The following is a 14,537-nucleotide window of genomic DNA, read 5'->3' as shown; positions in this document are numbered from 1 at the left end:
GCTACCTTAACCCACCGTCTAAAGCCAGTGGGATTGCGGTAGCCTTATTTCAAACAGTTTTGACCTGTTTGTCCCCCCCGACTCATATGATGTTTTTGATAAAGCTCTGTCGGTGGATCGGGGATGATCCGAATTTGCGTATTGCCTCCATATGTGCGGCACTTCCATAGCCTTTGTGTTTCGCAAATCCATATTCTGGCATCAGTTTGTCATAATCTTTCATCAGGCGATCCCTGGTCACTTTTGCGATCACACTCGCCGCTGCGATCGACAGGCTTTTTGCATCTCCTTTAATGATCGGTACCTGCGAAATCTCCACCTGTGGGATCTTCACAGCATCATTTAAGAGAACCTGCGGCCGGATCTTCAGTCCGGCGATTGCCTCACGCATCGCTTCATAAGTTGCCTGCAGGATATTGATTTCATCGATCCTTGCCGGTGATGCCATGCCAACGGACACTGCCAGTGCTTTTTCCATGATCTCATCGTACAGAGCTTCCCTCTTCTTTTCTGAAAGCTGTTTGGAATCATTCAACCACAGGATCTCACAGTCTTCTGGCAAGATCACGGCACCGGCGACAACCGGTCCTGCCAGCGGACCGCGTCCTGCCTCATCAATTCCACACACATAGCCATATCTTTCGTACTGATGTTCGTAACTTCTCATTTCTTCCAGGCGAACCCGCTCTTTTGCCAGCTTTTCCTGTTTTTTTCGGTAACTGTTTAAAACTGCCTTCACACCGCTTCTCTCATCCATAGCATACTGTGCAAACAGTTCTTCCAGGGAACCTTCTTTTGCCTCTGCAAATTCTTTTTTGATCTGTGCGATGCTTTTTCTGTCTGTGCTCATATATTTTCTCCTTTATTCCAACCCACAGTCGGTAATCATATTTTAGCGGGGGAATGCTTCTCTGCGGTAAAGCGGACATTCACAATCCGCTTCGCTACTTGCTCATGAACGCATATCCTGTCTAAAAAGTCCGACTGATCATTTCGTTCGTATTTAAAAAAGTGCCACACAAAGTGGCACTTCTTATTCTAACGCATTTCTCTTTTTTCGTCTACTGGTGTCTGACTACGCAGATACGATCAAGCGGCCAGATACGCACCCAGGCACGACCGACAATCTTTTCTCTTTTGAGATTTTCGACATTCTCATAGCGGCTGTCATCGCTTCGGTTGCGGTTATCTCCCAGCACGAAGTACTCATCATCGCCAAGCGTGATCGGCTCTGCCGCACGTCCGGCATCATTCATCACTTCTGCACCGTAATTTTCATCCAGCTTTTCACCGTTAATGTAAACATAGCCATCTATGATCTGTACGGTTTCTCCCGGCAGACCGATCACACGTTTGATATAGTACTCTTCTTTTCCGTCACGCACAACCGGAAAGACTACGATATCAAACCTCTCCGGATCATGGAAACGATAAGATAATTTATCCATCATCAGCTGATCCTTGTTGTGCAGATACGGATACATAGAATCTCCGCTGACCATGGTCCTCTGTACAACAAATGTATTGATCACGAATACAACTGCTAACAGGCATACAAAATATACAACCCAGTTAATAATCTCTTTTGCTTTCATCAAAAACTCCTTTTCTACAAAGATCCCGCCCGTTCAAATGGCCAGATGCGTACCCAGGCACGCCCGATGATCTCTTTGCGTCTGACATTCCCGACATCCGGAAAACGACTGTCTTCACTGGCATTGCGATTGTCTCCGAGCACAAAATATTCATCGTCTCCAAGTGTGATCGGGTCGGATGCAAGTGCTGCGTTCTGGATTTTTTCATCACAGAAATGTTCGTCCAGTTTTTTACCGTCTATGTACACATACCCGTCCAAGATCTGCACCGTCTCACCCGGCAGACCAATGATCCGTTTAATAAAATACATATCCTTATAGCGATACGGAAAAACAATGATATCATAACGTCTGGGATCAGAGAAACGATAACTAACCTTATCAACGATCAGATTGTCATCGTCATGCAGCGTCGGATACATCGACTCTCCATTTACCCGCGTACGCTGACCGACATAAGTTGTCAGCAAAAAGCTGACACCAAACACCAGTACGATATAAAACAGCACCTCGATAAGTCCCTTTTTCATACTCTCCTCCCACAAAATACTGTCTACTGCTCTTCCGTCTCTCCCTTCGGAAGTTCCAGCGTGATCCTGCCAAGTTTTCCGCTTCGGAAATCATCCAGCAGAAGCATACCTGTCTTGGTATAATCCAGTTCCTGACCTTTTTTGATGCAGCCACGCCGTCTTGCGATCTCCTCGTAAACTGTGAGTGCTTCCTGAGCGGTTTCTTCGCAGCCATAACGTTCCGTTAATCTCCCCGGATAATGTTCCATCAGGAAACGGATCAGATTGAGTGCAAGCTCATCCGTATTGAGGATCTCGTCTTTGATGGAACCGATCATTGCCAGTCGCATACCGACACTCTGGTCTTCAAATTTCGGCCAGAGAATACCCGGTGTATCCAGCAGTTCCAGACCCTTATTTAAGCGGATCCACTGTTTTCCCTTCGTAACACCCGGCTTATTTCCGGTCTTTGCACATGCTTTTCCGGCATAGGCATTGATAAACGTAGATTTTCCGACATTCGGAATCCCGACAACCATTGCCCGCACCGGACGGTTCTTGATTCCTTTGCGTTTGTCTCGCTCGATCTTTTCATGGCATGCTTCCAGAACGGCTGCATTGATGGATTTAAGTCCTGCTCCACTTCTGGAATTGATCTTTCTGACGCAATACCCTTTCGCTTCGAAAAAAGCAACCCACGCTTCATTGCTCTTTTCATCCGCAAGATCCGATTTGTTCAGAAGAATCAGGCGGGCTTTGTCCCTGCCCATCTTATCGATATCCGGATTGCGGCTGGAAAACGGTACACGTGCATCCAGCAGTTCGATGACAAGATCGATCAGTTTGATGTCTTCCTGCATCATACGCCTTGCCTTGGTCATATGACCAGGATACCACTGATAATTCATATTTTTTACCTTTCTACTTAACAAGTCCCCGGTGATCCGAAGGAGATAAAACAGCCCAGACTTTCCCTTCAATATCTTCCAGCTTTACATTTCCCATATCTGCAAAACGGCTGTCTTCACTCTGATTGCGGTTATCACCAAGCACAAAATATTCATCTTCACCAAGTGTGATCTCCTGTGCTGCCATTCCGGCATTTTCCATCTGTGGAAATCCCTGCGTCTCCAGGTAGACACTTCCATTAATATAGATCATACCATCGATGATCTGGATCGTCTCACCCGGCAGTCCGATCACACGTCTTATATAAGAATGCGTGTCCTCGCTTCCATTCAGTTTAAACGAGATTACATCCTCCCTGGATGGTCCTGAAAAGCGATAGGACAGCTCATTTAACAGAACAACATCTCCGCCGGACAAGGTACTGTTCATCGCCTGTCCGATGTTCGTTCTGGACTGACCGAAAAAGAAAACAGCAATATATGCAAACAGGATCACCACAATGATCTGAAACAGCCATCCAAGACCGGCTTTGATCGGATTCTTTCTGACCTTTTCCCGTTCTTTTTTCTGTTTCCTCATTTCCCTTCTGCTGTGTTTTTCCTGTATTGCCTGTTCCTGTGAAATCCGATCTTTGTTTCTTCGATCCCTTTCTCTGCGATTTCTTCCTGTGCGGCTCATGTATCCTCCCCTTTTGCCTTTTGAAATTCACAGTCGGTTATACAGAAACAGGGACAATTACCTAAGTACTTGTCCCTGGTCTGTCTGGCTGACCCGAACAAGCAGTGCTTGTTGCGGAATCATTCGGTACGCTGCTGCGTCCTATTATTTAACCAACTCTTTTACTTTTGCTTTTTTACCAACACGGTCTCTCAGGTAATTCAGTTTCGCTCTTCTTACTTTACCTCTTCTGATAACCTCGATCTTTTCTACGTTCGGGGAGTGCAGCGGCCATGTCTTTTCAACGCCGATTCCGTTGGAGTTCTTTCTTACTGTGAAAGTTGCTCTGTTGCTTCCACCCTGTTTCTTCAGAACAGTTCCTTCGAAGATCTGGATACGTTCGCGGTTACCCTCTTTGATCTTTGCGTAAACTTTTACAGTATCACCTACGTTAAATACAGGTACTTCCGCTTTCAGTTCAGCTGCTTCAATGTTCTTAATGATTTCGTTCATCTTGTTGTTCCTCCTTATATTTTCAGATGTTCTTAATACCGCCCAGGTAGCAGAGGACCATCTCTTCTCACAACGTGAATAATTTTATCATACCTCTTGCGTAAAAGCAAGCTTTTTTTCAGCCAGACAGCGATCTGCCAGAGCTTTTTCTTTTGCTGACAGATCCGCTTTTTCCAGCAGATCTGGTCTTCTTTCTGCCGTCCGGATGACGGACTGTTCTCTTCTCCATTTTTCAATGTTGGCATGATGTCCGGATAACAGCACTTCCGGAACCCGCTTTTCATGCCAGACTTCCGGTCTGCTGTAATGCGGATGCTCCAGAAGATTTCCCTGGAAAGATTCGAATTCGGCAGATGCCTCATTGTGAAGCACACCCGGAACCAGTCTGGAGATCGCATCCATCATCACCATTGCCGGAAGTTCCCCTCCGGTCAGGACATAGTCCCCGATGGAGACGTAGTCTGTCACGATCTCTTCCAGGACACGCTCATCGATCCCTTCATAATGTCCGCACAGAAAGACCAGATCCTGCTCTCTTGCAAATTCTTCCGCCATAGGCTGTGAAAAAGTACTTCCCTGCGGTGTCAGATAGATCACTCTCGGCCGGTAACCGATTTGTTCTTTTACTGCCTCATAGGCTCCATAGACCGGTGCTGCCTGCATGACCATGCCGGCTCCGCCTCCGTACGGTGTATCATCCACCTTATTATGCTTATTCGCAGCATAGTCGCGGATGTCCGTTGCTTTCAGAGAAATACATCCCCGTTCGATCGCCCTGCCCATGATACTGGTATTCATTCCCTGCTCGATCATTTCCGGAAACAGTGTCAGTACGTGAAAATGCATGCTACACCAGCCCTTCCAGAAGATGCACTTTCATGCAGCCTTCTTCCACATCTACTTCCAGAATACACTGACGGATCGCCGGGATCAGGATCTCTTTTCCTTCTTCCGTCACTACCTGATAGACATCGTTTGCTCCGGTCTGGATCACATCATCCAGTGTGCCAAGAAATGCATCATCCTCAGTATAGACCTTAAGTCCGATCAGATCTGCGATAAAATACTCATTTTTCTTAAGTTTTACTGCATGCTCGCGTGTCACAAGCAGCGGACACTTTCTGTATTTTTCAATCTGATTGATATCATTATATTCTTTAAACTTCAGGATAACCATATTTTTGAAAAATTTGACACCTTCCACTTCCAGTTCCAGTTTTTCTCTTCCGGTATCCAGAAGCACTTTTTTCAGTTTTTTAAAACGTTTCGGATCGTCGGTTGTCGGAAATACTTTGACTTCCCCGTGAATACCATGTGTTGCCGTAATCACTCCGACCTGTAAAAATTCTTCCATGTTTCTCCTCCGGGTAAAATTGAATAAAACAAAAACCTCGTCTGCACGAGGTTTTCAACGCAGCATCCTGCAGCTTTTCAGCTACAGAATGTCCACTACAACTTTCTTGTCTTCCTTTGAGGCTGCAGCCTTTACGACTGCACGAATCGCTTTCGCAATTCTGCCCTGTTTACCGATTACTTTTCCCATATCGGATGGGGCAACTTTCAGTTCAACAACCGTTGTCTTTCCAGACTGCCTTTCCGTAACGGTAACTTCTTCCGGATTTTCTACAAGTGACTTAGCGATTACTTCTACTAATTCTTTCATCCTGCCACCTCTTATTTTTCAATACCGGCGATTTTGAAGAGCTTTCCTACTACCTCTGTCGGCTGTGCACCATTTGCCAGCCATTTCTTTGCCAGCTCCTCATCTACCTTGAATTCACTCGGTTCGATGTTCGGATTGTAGGTACCGATCTCCTCGATGAATCTTCCATCTCTCGGGGAACGAGAATCAGCTACAACGATTCTATAGAAAGGATTTTTCTTTTCTCCCATTCTTCTTAATCTGATCTTTACTGCCATTACTTTCACCTCCTCAGTATTTTTATATCTTTGATATCTATGAAAACCTGCCTTTGGCAGCTTCTCTGCATTCTTTATGTGCTAAAACGGAAGCTTGAACCTGCCGCGTTTTGCACCCTTGCCTCCCATCATACCAGGGAACTGTTTCATCATCTTGCGTGTCTGTTCGAACTGTTTGACCAGTTTGTTGACTTCGCTGATGTCCACACCTGCACCTTTTGCGATACGTTTCTTTCTGGACGGATTTAACAGATCCGGATTGGAACGCTCTTTCGGTGTCATGGAGAGGATGATCGCCTCGATGCGTGCCATCTTGGACTCATCCACCGCAGCCTCGATATCTGCTGCTTTATTGCCAATACCCGGCATCATACTTAAGATACTGGATATGCCTCCCATATTTTTAACCTGAGCCATGCTCTCCAGATAATCATCGAAACCAAACTGTGCTTTTTTCAGTTTCTGTTCCATTTCTCTGGCTTTGTCTTCGTCGATATTGGCCTGTGCTTTCTCGATGAGCGTCATCACATCGCCCATGCCTAAAATCCTGGATGCCATACGCTCCGGATAGAACTGTTCCAGATCGGACAACTTCTCGCCCATACCAACATAGAGGATCGGTTTGCCGCAGGTTGCCTTGATCGACAGTGCCGCACCGCCTCTGGTGTCTCCATCCAGCTTTGTAAGGATGACACCGTCAAGCTCAAGTTTCTGATTGAAGCTGTCTGCCACATTGACTGCATCCTGTCCGGTCATTGCATCCACCACCAGGATCGTCTGATCAACATGAACGGCTTCTTTGATGTTCTGTAACTCCTCCATCATCGCTTCATCGACATGAAGGCGTCCTGCTGTATCGAGGATCACGACATTAAATCCGTGACTCTTTGCATGTTCTACAGCTGCTTTGGCGATATTGACCGGGTTCTGCTTGTCTCCCATGGAGAAAACTTCCACACCCTGTTTCTCACCATTTATCTGAAGCTGCGTGATAGCTGCCGGACGATACACGTCACACGCTACCAGAAGCGGCTTTCTGCCTTTTGATTTAAATTTGCCTGCGAGCTTCGCAGTTGTTGTAGTTTTTCCGGCTCCCTGAAGACCTGCCATCATGATCACAGTAACTTCACTTGCCGGACGCAGTGCGATCTCAGTCGTCTCAGATCCCATCAGGTTTACCAGCTCGTCATTTACGATCTTGATAACCATCTGGCCCGGATTCAGTCCGTTCATCACGTCCTGACCGATTGCACGCTCCTGAACCGCTTTTATAAACTGCTTCACGACTTTAAAGCTGACATCCGCTTCCAGAAGAGCAAGCTTTACTTCTTTCAGTGCTGTCTTGACATCTGCCTCTGTCAGTCTTCCCTTGCCGCGAAGGTTTTTAAATATATTCTGCAGTTTATCCGATAAACTTTCAAATGCCATCGTAACCTCCACCGTCAGTCGGTTTTATAATTCTTTCAGCAGCTCATCCGAAATCTTCCTTACTTCTTCCGGATCATCTGCCGCCATCCTTATGGCTTCCACCTTTTCTTTCAGACTTACAAATCTCTCAACCAGATGCAGTTTTGTCTCGTAATCATCCAGGATATGTCCGCACCGTTTGATCAGATCGTGCACACCCTGTCTGCTGATTCCCTGATTCTCTGCAACTTCACTGCAGGAAATATCGTTGAATACTACATCCTCGTATATTTTCTGTTGATGCTCTGTAAGCAGTTCACCATAAAAATCATACAATAATGTCTGCTCTAAAATCTTTTCCACTGCAATCACCTTGGTTATCATACACGAAAGAAGCCACCGTGTCAAGTATTTTTTCTTGACATGATGGCTTTTTCTTTTTTTATTTCAGATCAAGCTGTTTTCTTCTTTTTTTTCCGAAATTCCATAATCTTATTTACAATAAAAGCAATTGCAATCAAAATGAGTTCCGCAACAGTCTGCCACAGTCTGGATATAATAGAAATAATCACAGCATATTCTTTTGGCATAACAAGACCAAGTCCAAGCAGCATGATACCTTCCCTTACGCCAAGACCGGACGGTGCAAATACAGCAAGAATTCCGATGATACAGGACAGTCCGTAAATTCCGGCCACATAGAGAAACTCTGATGTCGGAACCGGATAGATGGAGCATACCAGCATATAGAATCCGACACCAACGACCAGCCAGTTGCAGATAAACAGCAATACAACTTTGATCATCTGCCCATAGGTGATCGGAATCGAAAGATCTTTTTTCTTAATAAACCGCTCAAGGATCTTCAGGAAAAAGTTGATGATCTTCGGGTTGATGCAGATAAAAAACAGGATCACCAGACCGATCGTCAGCCATTTGTAATCATTGAGCAGGTCGTTCGGAAAAAAGAACAGCGAAACCAAAAACAAAAATGCAGCTCCGAGAAGCGTACAGATATTCTCAAGGAAAAAGCAGACCGTCACTTTCCGGATCGGTGCTCCTCCTTCTTCGTATGCCGGCACGCGGGCAAGCAGCATAAAAACTTTTCCCGGAATGTATTTTCCGAGAATGGAATACAGATATGCTGTGATTGCCTTGAAATACTTGATTGAACAGTGATTTAACTTTGTGATATAGTGCCATAAAGAAGCCAGTGTCACTTTATAAAGGAAATAAAACAGCACCGCTCCCGTAAATACCAGCCAGTTGATCTCAACGTCCAGATTTTTATAGGAATCATAATTTTTATAAAAATAGCGAACCAGAAAAACAGCAACCAGCAGTAAAAATCCGATCTTGGCATATTTCATCCATTTCTTCTTTCCGCCCTTCTGTTCGTTTTCTAGGATTTCCGCGTCTTCTTTTTTTACCTGTGTATTTTCTTCCATAACCGATCATTCTCCTACTATTTCATCTACAATCTCAGAAACATAAACAATGTTTTTCTTGGAACTTTCCATGACTTCTTCATAATGTTCATCCAGCTTGCCGCGGATCGTCTCTTCTTCCTGAATGAATTTCTCAAATTCCTTTTGCAGGGACTCTGCCGTCAGATCGGAAAAATCGATCGCATACTGCCCAAGCTCAAAAAAATCCAGCACTTCCTGATATTTATGGCTCCATCCCACCAGAAGCACCGGCACTTTCTGCTGAAGAGCACCGATCATGGCATGGAATCTGGAAGCAACCAGAAAACGGCATTTCCCGATGTACGCACGGATTTCTTCTGCCGTCATTTCTTTGTGGTACCATCTGACCATCTCTTTGTTTTTCACGCTTTCATAGACCGCATCGCAGACCGGAAGATCGTTGTTTCGCGGTTTGTCGCTGTGTATTCTCGCACCGTTTGCGATGATCAGTACGTTCCATCCATCCTCGTTGAGACGGTCAATAAAATCCGTCATGATCTTCGGATAATCAATCCCGAGCTTATCACATTTTTTCCGAACAACCGAGCTGATCGACAGTCCAACCACTTTATCATTGAAAAAGGCATCCTTCTGTGCTTCTGCTTCAACCTGTTTCAGATAATATGGATCATCTGCCATCGTAAACGCTCCGTCCGCACAGAGTTTTACATTCTTCTCAATGCCGATCCCTTTCAGATTGTCAAGGGTTCCCTTTCCTCTGGCACAGATCAGCCGCATCTTCGGAAGAATCCATTTTGCCAGAAAACGATTCCAGAAAGAGTGAAAGGTTCCCATTGCCTGAGAATATTTCAGAACCGGTGTGCCCATCAGCATCGGCACGGCCGCACACACAAAACCATAAGTATTCATCACAAATCCGCGGCTGTCCACAAAAGAGATCCCCGCTTCATCCAGAACGGCATCCGTCTCATAATATGCCCGCAGAATTTTATTCTTCAAAAGCAGACTCTTTACCGGAGGCAGAAAATGAAATACTTTATAGAGAACTGCCAGCGGAAACGCGATAAACAAAAGCTGTTCCGGTTTACAGGAAACGATCCGGATAAAATCCCACGGGATCTGTTCTTTATCTTCTTCCGGATAAACAGACATCAGATTGATTTTCAAACGTGTTCCATATTTTTCATAAAGCTGACGGATGGAGCTTTGCAGCATCGCTGCCGCTCCTTTGTTTCCGCTGTAACTGGCTGCCGTAATGGCGATCACCACTTCTTTCATACTTTCCTCCCGTCTGTCATCCTGTATAAGCACTCAGAGAAACACCTCTCTTCTCCAGTGCATCTTTCAGTTCGCTTCCTTTGACATAGACAAAGTCTTCTTTTTTGTTGTAATCTTCGCTGTCGATCAGATAGTACTCACCGTTCTGAAACTGTTTTTCATCCGGTAGATGTTTTGAAATCACAAACACGTTGTCTGTTTCGTCAAAACCCTGATAATTTTTGCTGATCAGATGATAATCCATCAGACGCACCTGATACGATTTGATCGGTGCCGCTGTTTTTTCTGTCCATACATAAGAATATTCTTTATAGATATCTCCGAAGGACAGAATCAGATTTGAGGCGGAAGAAATTCTCGCTTCTCTTGTATTGCTTTCGGAAATCGTAATGTTTGTTACATTGTAGCCAAAGAGCAGTACCGAGACAAGCAAGGTCAGGGCACATGCCTGGTATCCTTTCTTTTTCTGACACAGAAACAGGATCAATAAAAACAGGATCAGTGCCACAACGCCAAACAGGATTACCCCGCTTGATACATGATCTCCTTTGAATGTCACGCTTTTTGCATTGGTCTTAACAAAGGTAACTAACATTCCCATATATTTCCGCACAAAACTCTGGTTGTTCAGATATGGGGCAGTGATTCTGGCAAACAGTACCAGGGTAACACCGCATCCTGCCACAGAAAGCAGTTTTGCCTTAATGCCAAACAGATCTCTTTTCCAGACCAGAACATAAAGTGCCACCATGCAGAGAACACCGAATGCACAGCAGACATAGCGGTCGTATACGATTCGGTCCACGCGGATTCCGTAAGAACTGTAAAAGTTCTTTTTGACGCTCTTCAGGAAGAATACCGTTCCGAGAACAAAGCTTCCTGCATAAGATAAGAATCCAAACAGTGCCAGTGTGCCTTCTTCCGATGTGACCTTTTTCGAACGGCGAAACATCAGAAATACGATGATCACGCAGGCGATCAGACCCACGCATACCAGTCCAAGAGTCGAGCTGAAAGAATTATACAGCCATCCGACCGCCATTCGAATATAAGATTTGATACCTTTTATTTTTGTCAGCAGTTCCAGAGATTCTTTCGGGATTCCGGTCGCATGTGCCGCTCTGCTTCCCCATATGGTTCGTTTAAAATATCGCACCAGAATCTTGTCGATCACAAGAAAGACTGCCATGCTGCCAAAAAAGCTGATGTACGGAAGTCTTCTCTCTTTTTCCTTTGTAAAAAACGGGATCAGCAATACCGTCATCGCCGTCGCGATCACCATAACGATTCCTCTGCTGTGGCATGCATAGGCATAAACTGCACAGAAACTCAGCAGTATCGTATAGATCTGCCGCTCTTTTCTGGTTTTTGCATACATTGCATTTAAAATAAGAAGTGCACAAACCCAGTTGAGCACGATCAGCATCATGTCTCCGCGAAGATAGATCCCCTGGAACATCACGCTGCTGATGATCGTAGAACCGGCTGCCAGAAGAGCCGCTTCCTTTTCTTTTTCAATCTTTAAGTAACGTCTGCTGATATAATAAGCCATCACCGGTGTCGTTGCCATAAACAAAGCATTCACAAAAGATGCGGCTTTGTAAACCATGATTGGATCTTTAAAGATCAGAAACGGCAGAAGCCACACAAACGCCATTCCATAACGATAATAAAATCCACCATTGCTTATAATCCCTGTTCCCCAGTTTCTTCCGGTCAAAAGGGCTGTGTTAGTCAGAGTACCAAGTTCATCCACAACGGTGTTCGTACTCAGACATAATGCCGGCACTCCCATAAGCACCAGCATTACCGCAAACAGTGAGATCATACAAATCCTGTCCTGTTTCGTCATTGTCATTTTATTTTTCCTCTTTCTCTCTGTCATAATCCAGTTTACGTGCATGATACTGTACATCTTCCAAAATCTTGCGGTTTGCCGCAATGATGTCTGCCAGCAGTCCGATCACGCCGGTCTGGAAGCCCATCAGCATCAGGATACTTGCAAGGATCAGGGACTGCACATGACCGTTTCCGGATCCTGCCGCATAATAGAACAGAAATCGTACACCAAGCAGTGCCCCGCAAAGAAAGAGCACACTGCCGATCCCGAGGAAGAACCGCAGCGGTTTGTACATCATAAAGGAACGGACGATTGTCACCATGGAACGCTTCACATAACCAAACATACTGGAAAACAGTCTGGATTTACGAAGCTCCGGATTAGTCCGGATCGGCACCGACTCCATTGCCATTCTGGTGCGTCCTGCCTGGATGATCGTCTCCAGTGTGTAGGTATATTCATTTGTTACATTCAGACGCATCGCTGCGTCACGGCTATAAGCACGGAAACCGCTCGGTGCGTCAGGAATATCGGATTTGGATGCCACACGCACGGTCCAGCTTCCGAAATGCTGAAGCTTTTTCTTGAGCGGTGAAAAATGCTCAGTATCATCGATCGGGCGTTCACCGATCACAATATCTGCCTTTTCCTCCAGAATCGGACGCACCAGTTTTTCGATGTCATCTCCGCAGTACTGATCATCGGCATCAGTATTGACAATGATATCCGCACCGTTTCGCAGGCAGGCATCCAGCCCTGCCATGAACCCCTTTGCCAGTCCGCGGTTCGTCCGGAAATTGACTACATAGTTCACGCCCCAGTTTTTTGCAACCTTGACGGTATCGTCACGGCTTCCGTCGTTGATGATCAGATACTCGATCTCATCGATCCCGTCGATATGTTTTGGCAGATGATTCAGTGCAATTTCCAGCGTCTGTGCCTCGTTATAACATGGCACCTGTATAATTAATTTCATTATTTATCTCTCCTCATTTTTCCTTAGTCTCTGAAATACAGATCTCTTGTATAGACTTTGTCCATGACATCCGCAATCTCATCACTGCAGCGGTTGGCAAGGATCACATCGCTTACTTCTTTAAACTCCTTAAGATCACGGATCACTCGGGAGTTAAAGAACGTTTCTTCTTTCATTGCCGGCTCATATACAACCACTTCGATCCCCTTCGCCTTGATCCGCTTCATAACCCCCTGGATCGAGCTCTGGCGGAAGTTGTCTGAATTGGTTTTCATCGTCAGGCGGTATACTCCTACAATCTTTGGATTTTTTTCAATAATGCGCTCTGCAATAAAATCTTTTCTGGTACGGTTTGCTTCTACGATCGCTGCCACAATATTGTTTGGGACATCATGATAGTTTGCAAGCAGCTGTTTGGTGTCCTTTGGAAGACAATATCCGCCATATCCAAAAGACGGATTATTATAATGCGTGCCGATACGAGGATCCAGTCCTACTCCTTCAATGATCTGTTTACTGTCAAGCCCTCTTACCTCTGCATAAGTATCCAGTTCATTGAAAAATGCAACACGCATGGCAAGGTAGGTGTTTGCAAACAATTTGACTGCCTCAGCTTCCGTAAGATCGGTAAAGAGTGTCGGGATCTCCTGCTTGATCGCCCCTTCCCGAAGAAGTGCGGCAAATGCATGTGCCTTGTCACGCTGATTCTCCGGCGATCCGACAATAATACGGGAAGGATACAGATTATCATACAGTGCATGTCCTTCTCTTAAAAATTCCGGTGAGAACAGAATATGGTCTGTATGGTATTTTTCACGGATTCCTTTTGTATAGCCGACCGGAACCGTTGATTTAATCACCATCACGGTATCCGGATTCACCTTCTGTATCAGTTCGATCACCGTTTCGATCGAAGATGTGTCGAAATAATTTTTCTTCGGATCGTAGTTCGTCGGGGTTGCAATGATAACAAAATCAGCATCCTTATAAGCTTTTTCTGCATCTGTCGTTGCTGTCAGGTGCAGATCCTCTCTTGCCAGAAATTCTTCGATTTCTCTGTCTACGATCGGTGACTTCCCTTTATTGATCAGATCAATCTTGCTTTGCAGGATATCGACTGCCCACACATCATTGTGCTGGGAGAGCAGCAGGGCATTGGAAAGCCCTACATATCCCGTTCCCGCTACTGCTATTTTCATATTACTCCCCTCCTTTTAAAGATTCGGGCGAATCACTTTCGGATTATAGCCATGCTCTTTGAGGGCATTGACGATGCGCTCTTTGTGATCCGTTCCAAATGCTTCCAGTGTGATCTTCAGCTCTACGGCTGCATTGCGGTTCGTGCTTACAAACTGATTGTGATCCAGTTTGATGACATTTCCCTGTTCATTTGCAATAACGGTTGCCACACGAACCAGCTCTCCTGCTTTGTCCGGAAGCAGAACAGATACGGTAAAGATACGGTCTCTCTGGATCAGGCCTAACTGTACAACAGAAGACATC

Annotated in this window: 17 protein-coding genes and 1 pseudogene; all 18 read right to left on the bottom strand. The window is 45.3% G+C overall.

Going from position 1 to position 14,537, the window contains the following annotated elements; all coding sequences use genetic code 11:
- Positions 1 to 82: 82 nt before the first annotated feature.
- Positions 83 to 850 carry a ribonuclease HII gene (locus tag ACLTL4_RS09475; protein ID WP_022119355.1) on the bottom strand — a complete coding sequence of 256 codons (768 nt, stop codon included), beginning with the start codon at positions 848 to 850 and terminating at the stop codon, positions 83 to 85.
- Positions 851 to 1,061: 211 nt separating this feature from the next.
- On the bottom strand, positions 1,062 to 1,595 hold the full coding sequence (lepB, locus tag ACLTL4_RS09470) for a signal peptidase I (RefSeq protein ID WP_173895829.1): 534 nt from the start codon (positions 1,593 to 1,595) through the stop codon (positions 1,062 to 1,064).
- 14 nt (positions 1,596 to 1,609) lie between these two features.
- Entirely contained in the window at positions 1,610 to 2,125 is a 516-nt protein-coding gene (gene lepB, locus ACLTL4_RS09465) for a signal peptidase I (RefSeq protein WP_022119353.1), read from the bottom strand.
- Between the two features lie 23 nt (positions 2,126 to 2,148).
- On the bottom strand, positions 2,149 to 3,012 hold the full coding sequence (gene ylqF, locus ACLTL4_RS09460; protein ID WP_173895831.1) for a ribosome biogenesis GTPase YlqF: 864 nt from the start codon (positions 3,010 to 3,012) through the stop codon (positions 2,149 to 2,151).
- Positions 3,013 to 3,025: 13 nt separating this feature from the next.
- The gene (gene lepB / locus ACLTL4_RS09455) at positions 3,026 to 3,592 is read right to left on the bottom strand and encodes a signal peptidase I (RefSeq protein ID WP_226911807.1); all 567 of its coding nucleotides are present in this window, start codon (positions 3,590 to 3,592) and stop codon (positions 3,026 to 3,028) included.
- A 243-nt stretch (positions 3,593 to 3,835) separates the two neighbouring features.
- On the bottom strand, positions 3,836 to 4,183 hold the full coding sequence (rplS, locus tag ACLTL4_RS09450; protein ID WP_022119350.1) for a 50S ribosomal protein L19: 348 nt from the start codon (positions 4,181 to 4,183) through the stop codon (positions 3,836 to 3,838).
- Between the two features lie 87 nt (positions 4,184 to 4,270).
- Positions 4,271 to 5,029 carry a tRNA (guanosine(37)-N1)-methyltransferase TrmD gene (gene trmD, locus ACLTL4_RS09445; protein WP_412320466.1) on the bottom strand — a complete coding sequence of 253 codons (759 nt, stop codon included), beginning with the start codon at positions 5,027 to 5,029 and terminating at the stop codon, positions 4,271 to 4,273.
- 1 nt (position 5,030) lies between these two features.
- On the bottom strand, positions 5,031 to 5,537 hold the full coding sequence (gene rimM / locus ACLTL4_RS09440; protein WP_412320465.1) for a ribosome maturation factor RimM: 507 nt from the start codon (positions 5,535 to 5,537) through the stop codon (positions 5,031 to 5,033).
- A gap of 81 nt (positions 5,538 to 5,618) precedes the next feature.
- Positions 5,619 to 5,846, bottom strand: a complete 228-nt coding sequence (locus tag ACLTL4_RS09435; RefSeq protein WP_022119347.1) for a KH domain-containing protein — start codon at positions 5,844 to 5,846, stop codon at positions 5,619 to 5,621.
- Between the two features lie 11 nt (positions 5,847 to 5,857).
- On the bottom strand, positions 5,858 to 6,103 hold the full coding sequence (gene rpsP / locus ACLTL4_RS09430; RefSeq protein ID WP_147631289.1) for a 30S ribosomal protein S16: 246 nt from the start codon (positions 6,101 to 6,103) through the stop codon (positions 5,858 to 5,860).
- Positions 6,104 to 6,184: 81 nt separating this feature from the next.
- A complete protein-coding gene (gene ffh, locus ACLTL4_RS09425; RefSeq protein WP_022119345.1) occupies positions 6,185 to 7,531 on the bottom strand; it encodes a signal recognition particle protein in 1,347 nt (448 codons plus the stop codon).
- Between the two features lie 24 nt (positions 7,532 to 7,555).
- Entirely contained in the window at positions 7,556 to 7,894 is a 339-nt protein-coding gene (ylxM, locus tag ACLTL4_RS09420; RefSeq protein WP_022119344.1) for a YlxM family DNA-binding protein, read from the bottom strand.
- Positions 7,895 to 7,962: 68 nt separating this feature from the next.
- Complete coding sequence (locus tag ACLTL4_RS09415; protein WP_022119343.1) at positions 7,963 to 8,958, bottom strand: lysylphosphatidylglycerol synthase transmembrane domain-containing protein; 996 nt, start codon at positions 8,956 to 8,958, stop codon at positions 7,963 to 7,965.
- Positions 8,959 to 8,964: 6 nt separating this feature from the next.
- Positions 8,965 to 10,218, bottom strand: a complete 1,254-nt coding sequence (locus tag ACLTL4_RS09410; RefSeq protein ID WP_022119342.1) for a polysaccharide pyruvyl transferase family protein — start codon at positions 10,216 to 10,218, stop codon at positions 8,965 to 8,967.
- 16 nt (positions 10,219 to 10,234) lie between these two features.
- On the bottom strand, positions 10,235 to 12,076 hold the full coding sequence (locus ACLTL4_RS09405) for a hypothetical protein (protein WP_022119341.1): 1,842 nt from the start codon (positions 12,074 to 12,076) through the stop codon (positions 10,235 to 10,237).
- A 1-nt stretch (position 12,077) separates the two neighbouring features.
- Positions 12,078 to 13,034 carry a glycosyltransferase family 2 protein gene (locus tag ACLTL4_RS09400; protein ID WP_173897339.1) on the bottom strand — a complete coding sequence of 319 codons (957 nt, stop codon included), beginning with the start codon at positions 13,032 to 13,034 and terminating at the stop codon, positions 12,078 to 12,080.
- Between the two features lie 23 nt (positions 13,035 to 13,057).
- On the bottom strand, positions 13,058 to 14,233 hold the full coding sequence (locus tag ACLTL4_RS09395) for a nucleotide sugar dehydrogenase (protein ID WP_412320464.1): 1,176 nt from the start codon (positions 14,231 to 14,233) through the stop codon (positions 13,058 to 13,060).
- Between the two features lie 15 nt (positions 14,234 to 14,248).
- Positions 14,249 to 14,537: pseudogene (locus ACLTL4_RS09390) on the bottom strand (threonine ammonia-lyase); the annotation flags it as partial.

Source organism: Hominisplanchenecus sp., assembly GCF_046967715.1.
Taxonomy (GTDB): domain Bacteria; phylum Bacillota; class Clostridia; order Lachnospirales; family Lachnospiraceae; genus Hominisplanchenecus; species Hominisplanchenecus faecis.
The sequence above is the reverse complement of the archived record's forward strand: the minus strand, read 5'-3'. Positions and strand labels throughout refer to the sequence as shown.

Excerpts from the sequence above, each read along its gene's own strand:
- ACLTL4_RS09475 (WP_022119355.1), bottom strand. The coding sequence starts at position 850 with ATGAGCACAGACAGAAAAAGCATCGCACAGATCAAAAAAGAATTTGCA.
- lepB (WP_173895829.1), bottom strand. The coding sequence starts at position 1,595 with ATGAAAGCAAAAGAGATTATTAACTGGGTTGTATATTTTGTATGCCTG.
- lepB (WP_022119353.1), bottom strand. The coding sequence starts at position 2,125 with ATGAAAAAGGGACTTATCGAGGTGCTGTTTTATATCGTACTGGTGTTT.
- ylqF (WP_173895831.1), bottom strand. The coding sequence starts at position 3,012 with ATGAATTATCAGTGGTATCCTGGTCATATGACCAAGGCAAGGCGTATG.
- lepB (WP_226911807.1), bottom strand. The coding sequence starts at position 3,592 with ATGAGGAAACAGAAAAAAGAACGGGAAAAGGTCAGAAAGAATCCGATC.
- rplS (WP_022119350.1), bottom strand. The coding sequence starts at position 4,183 with ATGAACGAAATCATTAAGAACATTGAAGCAGCTGAACTGAAAGCGGAA.
- trmD (WP_412320466.1), bottom strand. The coding sequence starts at position 5,029 with ATGCATTTTCACGTACTGACACTGTTTCCGGAAATGATCGAGCAGGGA.
- rimM (WP_412320465.1), bottom strand. The coding sequence starts at position 5,537 with ATGGAAGAATTTTTACAGGTCGGAGTGATTACGGCAACACATGGTATT.
- ACLTL4_RS09435 (WP_022119347.1), bottom strand. The coding sequence starts at position 5,846 with ATGAAAGAATTAGTAGAAGTAATCGCTAAGTCACTTGTAGAAAATCCG.
- rpsP (WP_147631289.1), bottom strand. The coding sequence starts at position 6,103 with ATGGCAGTAAAGATCAGATTAAGAAGAATGGGAGAAAAGAAAAATCCT.
- ffh (WP_022119345.1), bottom strand. The coding sequence starts at position 7,531 with ATGGCATTTGAAAGTTTATCGGATAAACTGCAGAATATATTTAAAAAC.
- ylxM (WP_022119344.1), bottom strand. The coding sequence starts at position 7,894 with ATGATAACCAAGGTGATTGCAGTGGAAAAGATTTTAGAGCAGACATTA.
- ACLTL4_RS09415 (WP_022119343.1), bottom strand. The coding sequence starts at position 8,958 with ATGGAAGAAAATACACAGGTAAAAAAAGAAGACGCGGAAATCCTAGAA.
- ACLTL4_RS09410 (WP_022119342.1), bottom strand. The coding sequence starts at position 10,218 with ATGAAAGAAGTGGTGATCGCCATTACGGCAGCCAGTTACAGCGGAAAC.
- ACLTL4_RS09405 (WP_022119341.1), bottom strand. The coding sequence starts at position 12,076 with ATGACAATGACGAAACAGGACAGGATTTGTATGATCTCACTGTTTGCG.
- ACLTL4_RS09400 (WP_173897339.1), bottom strand. The coding sequence starts at position 13,034 with ATGAAATTAATTATACAGGTGCCATGTTATAACGAGGCACAGACGCTG.
- ACLTL4_RS09395 (WP_412320464.1), bottom strand. The coding sequence starts at position 14,233 with ATGAAAATAGCAGTAGCGGGAACGGGATATGTAGGGCTTTCCAATGCC.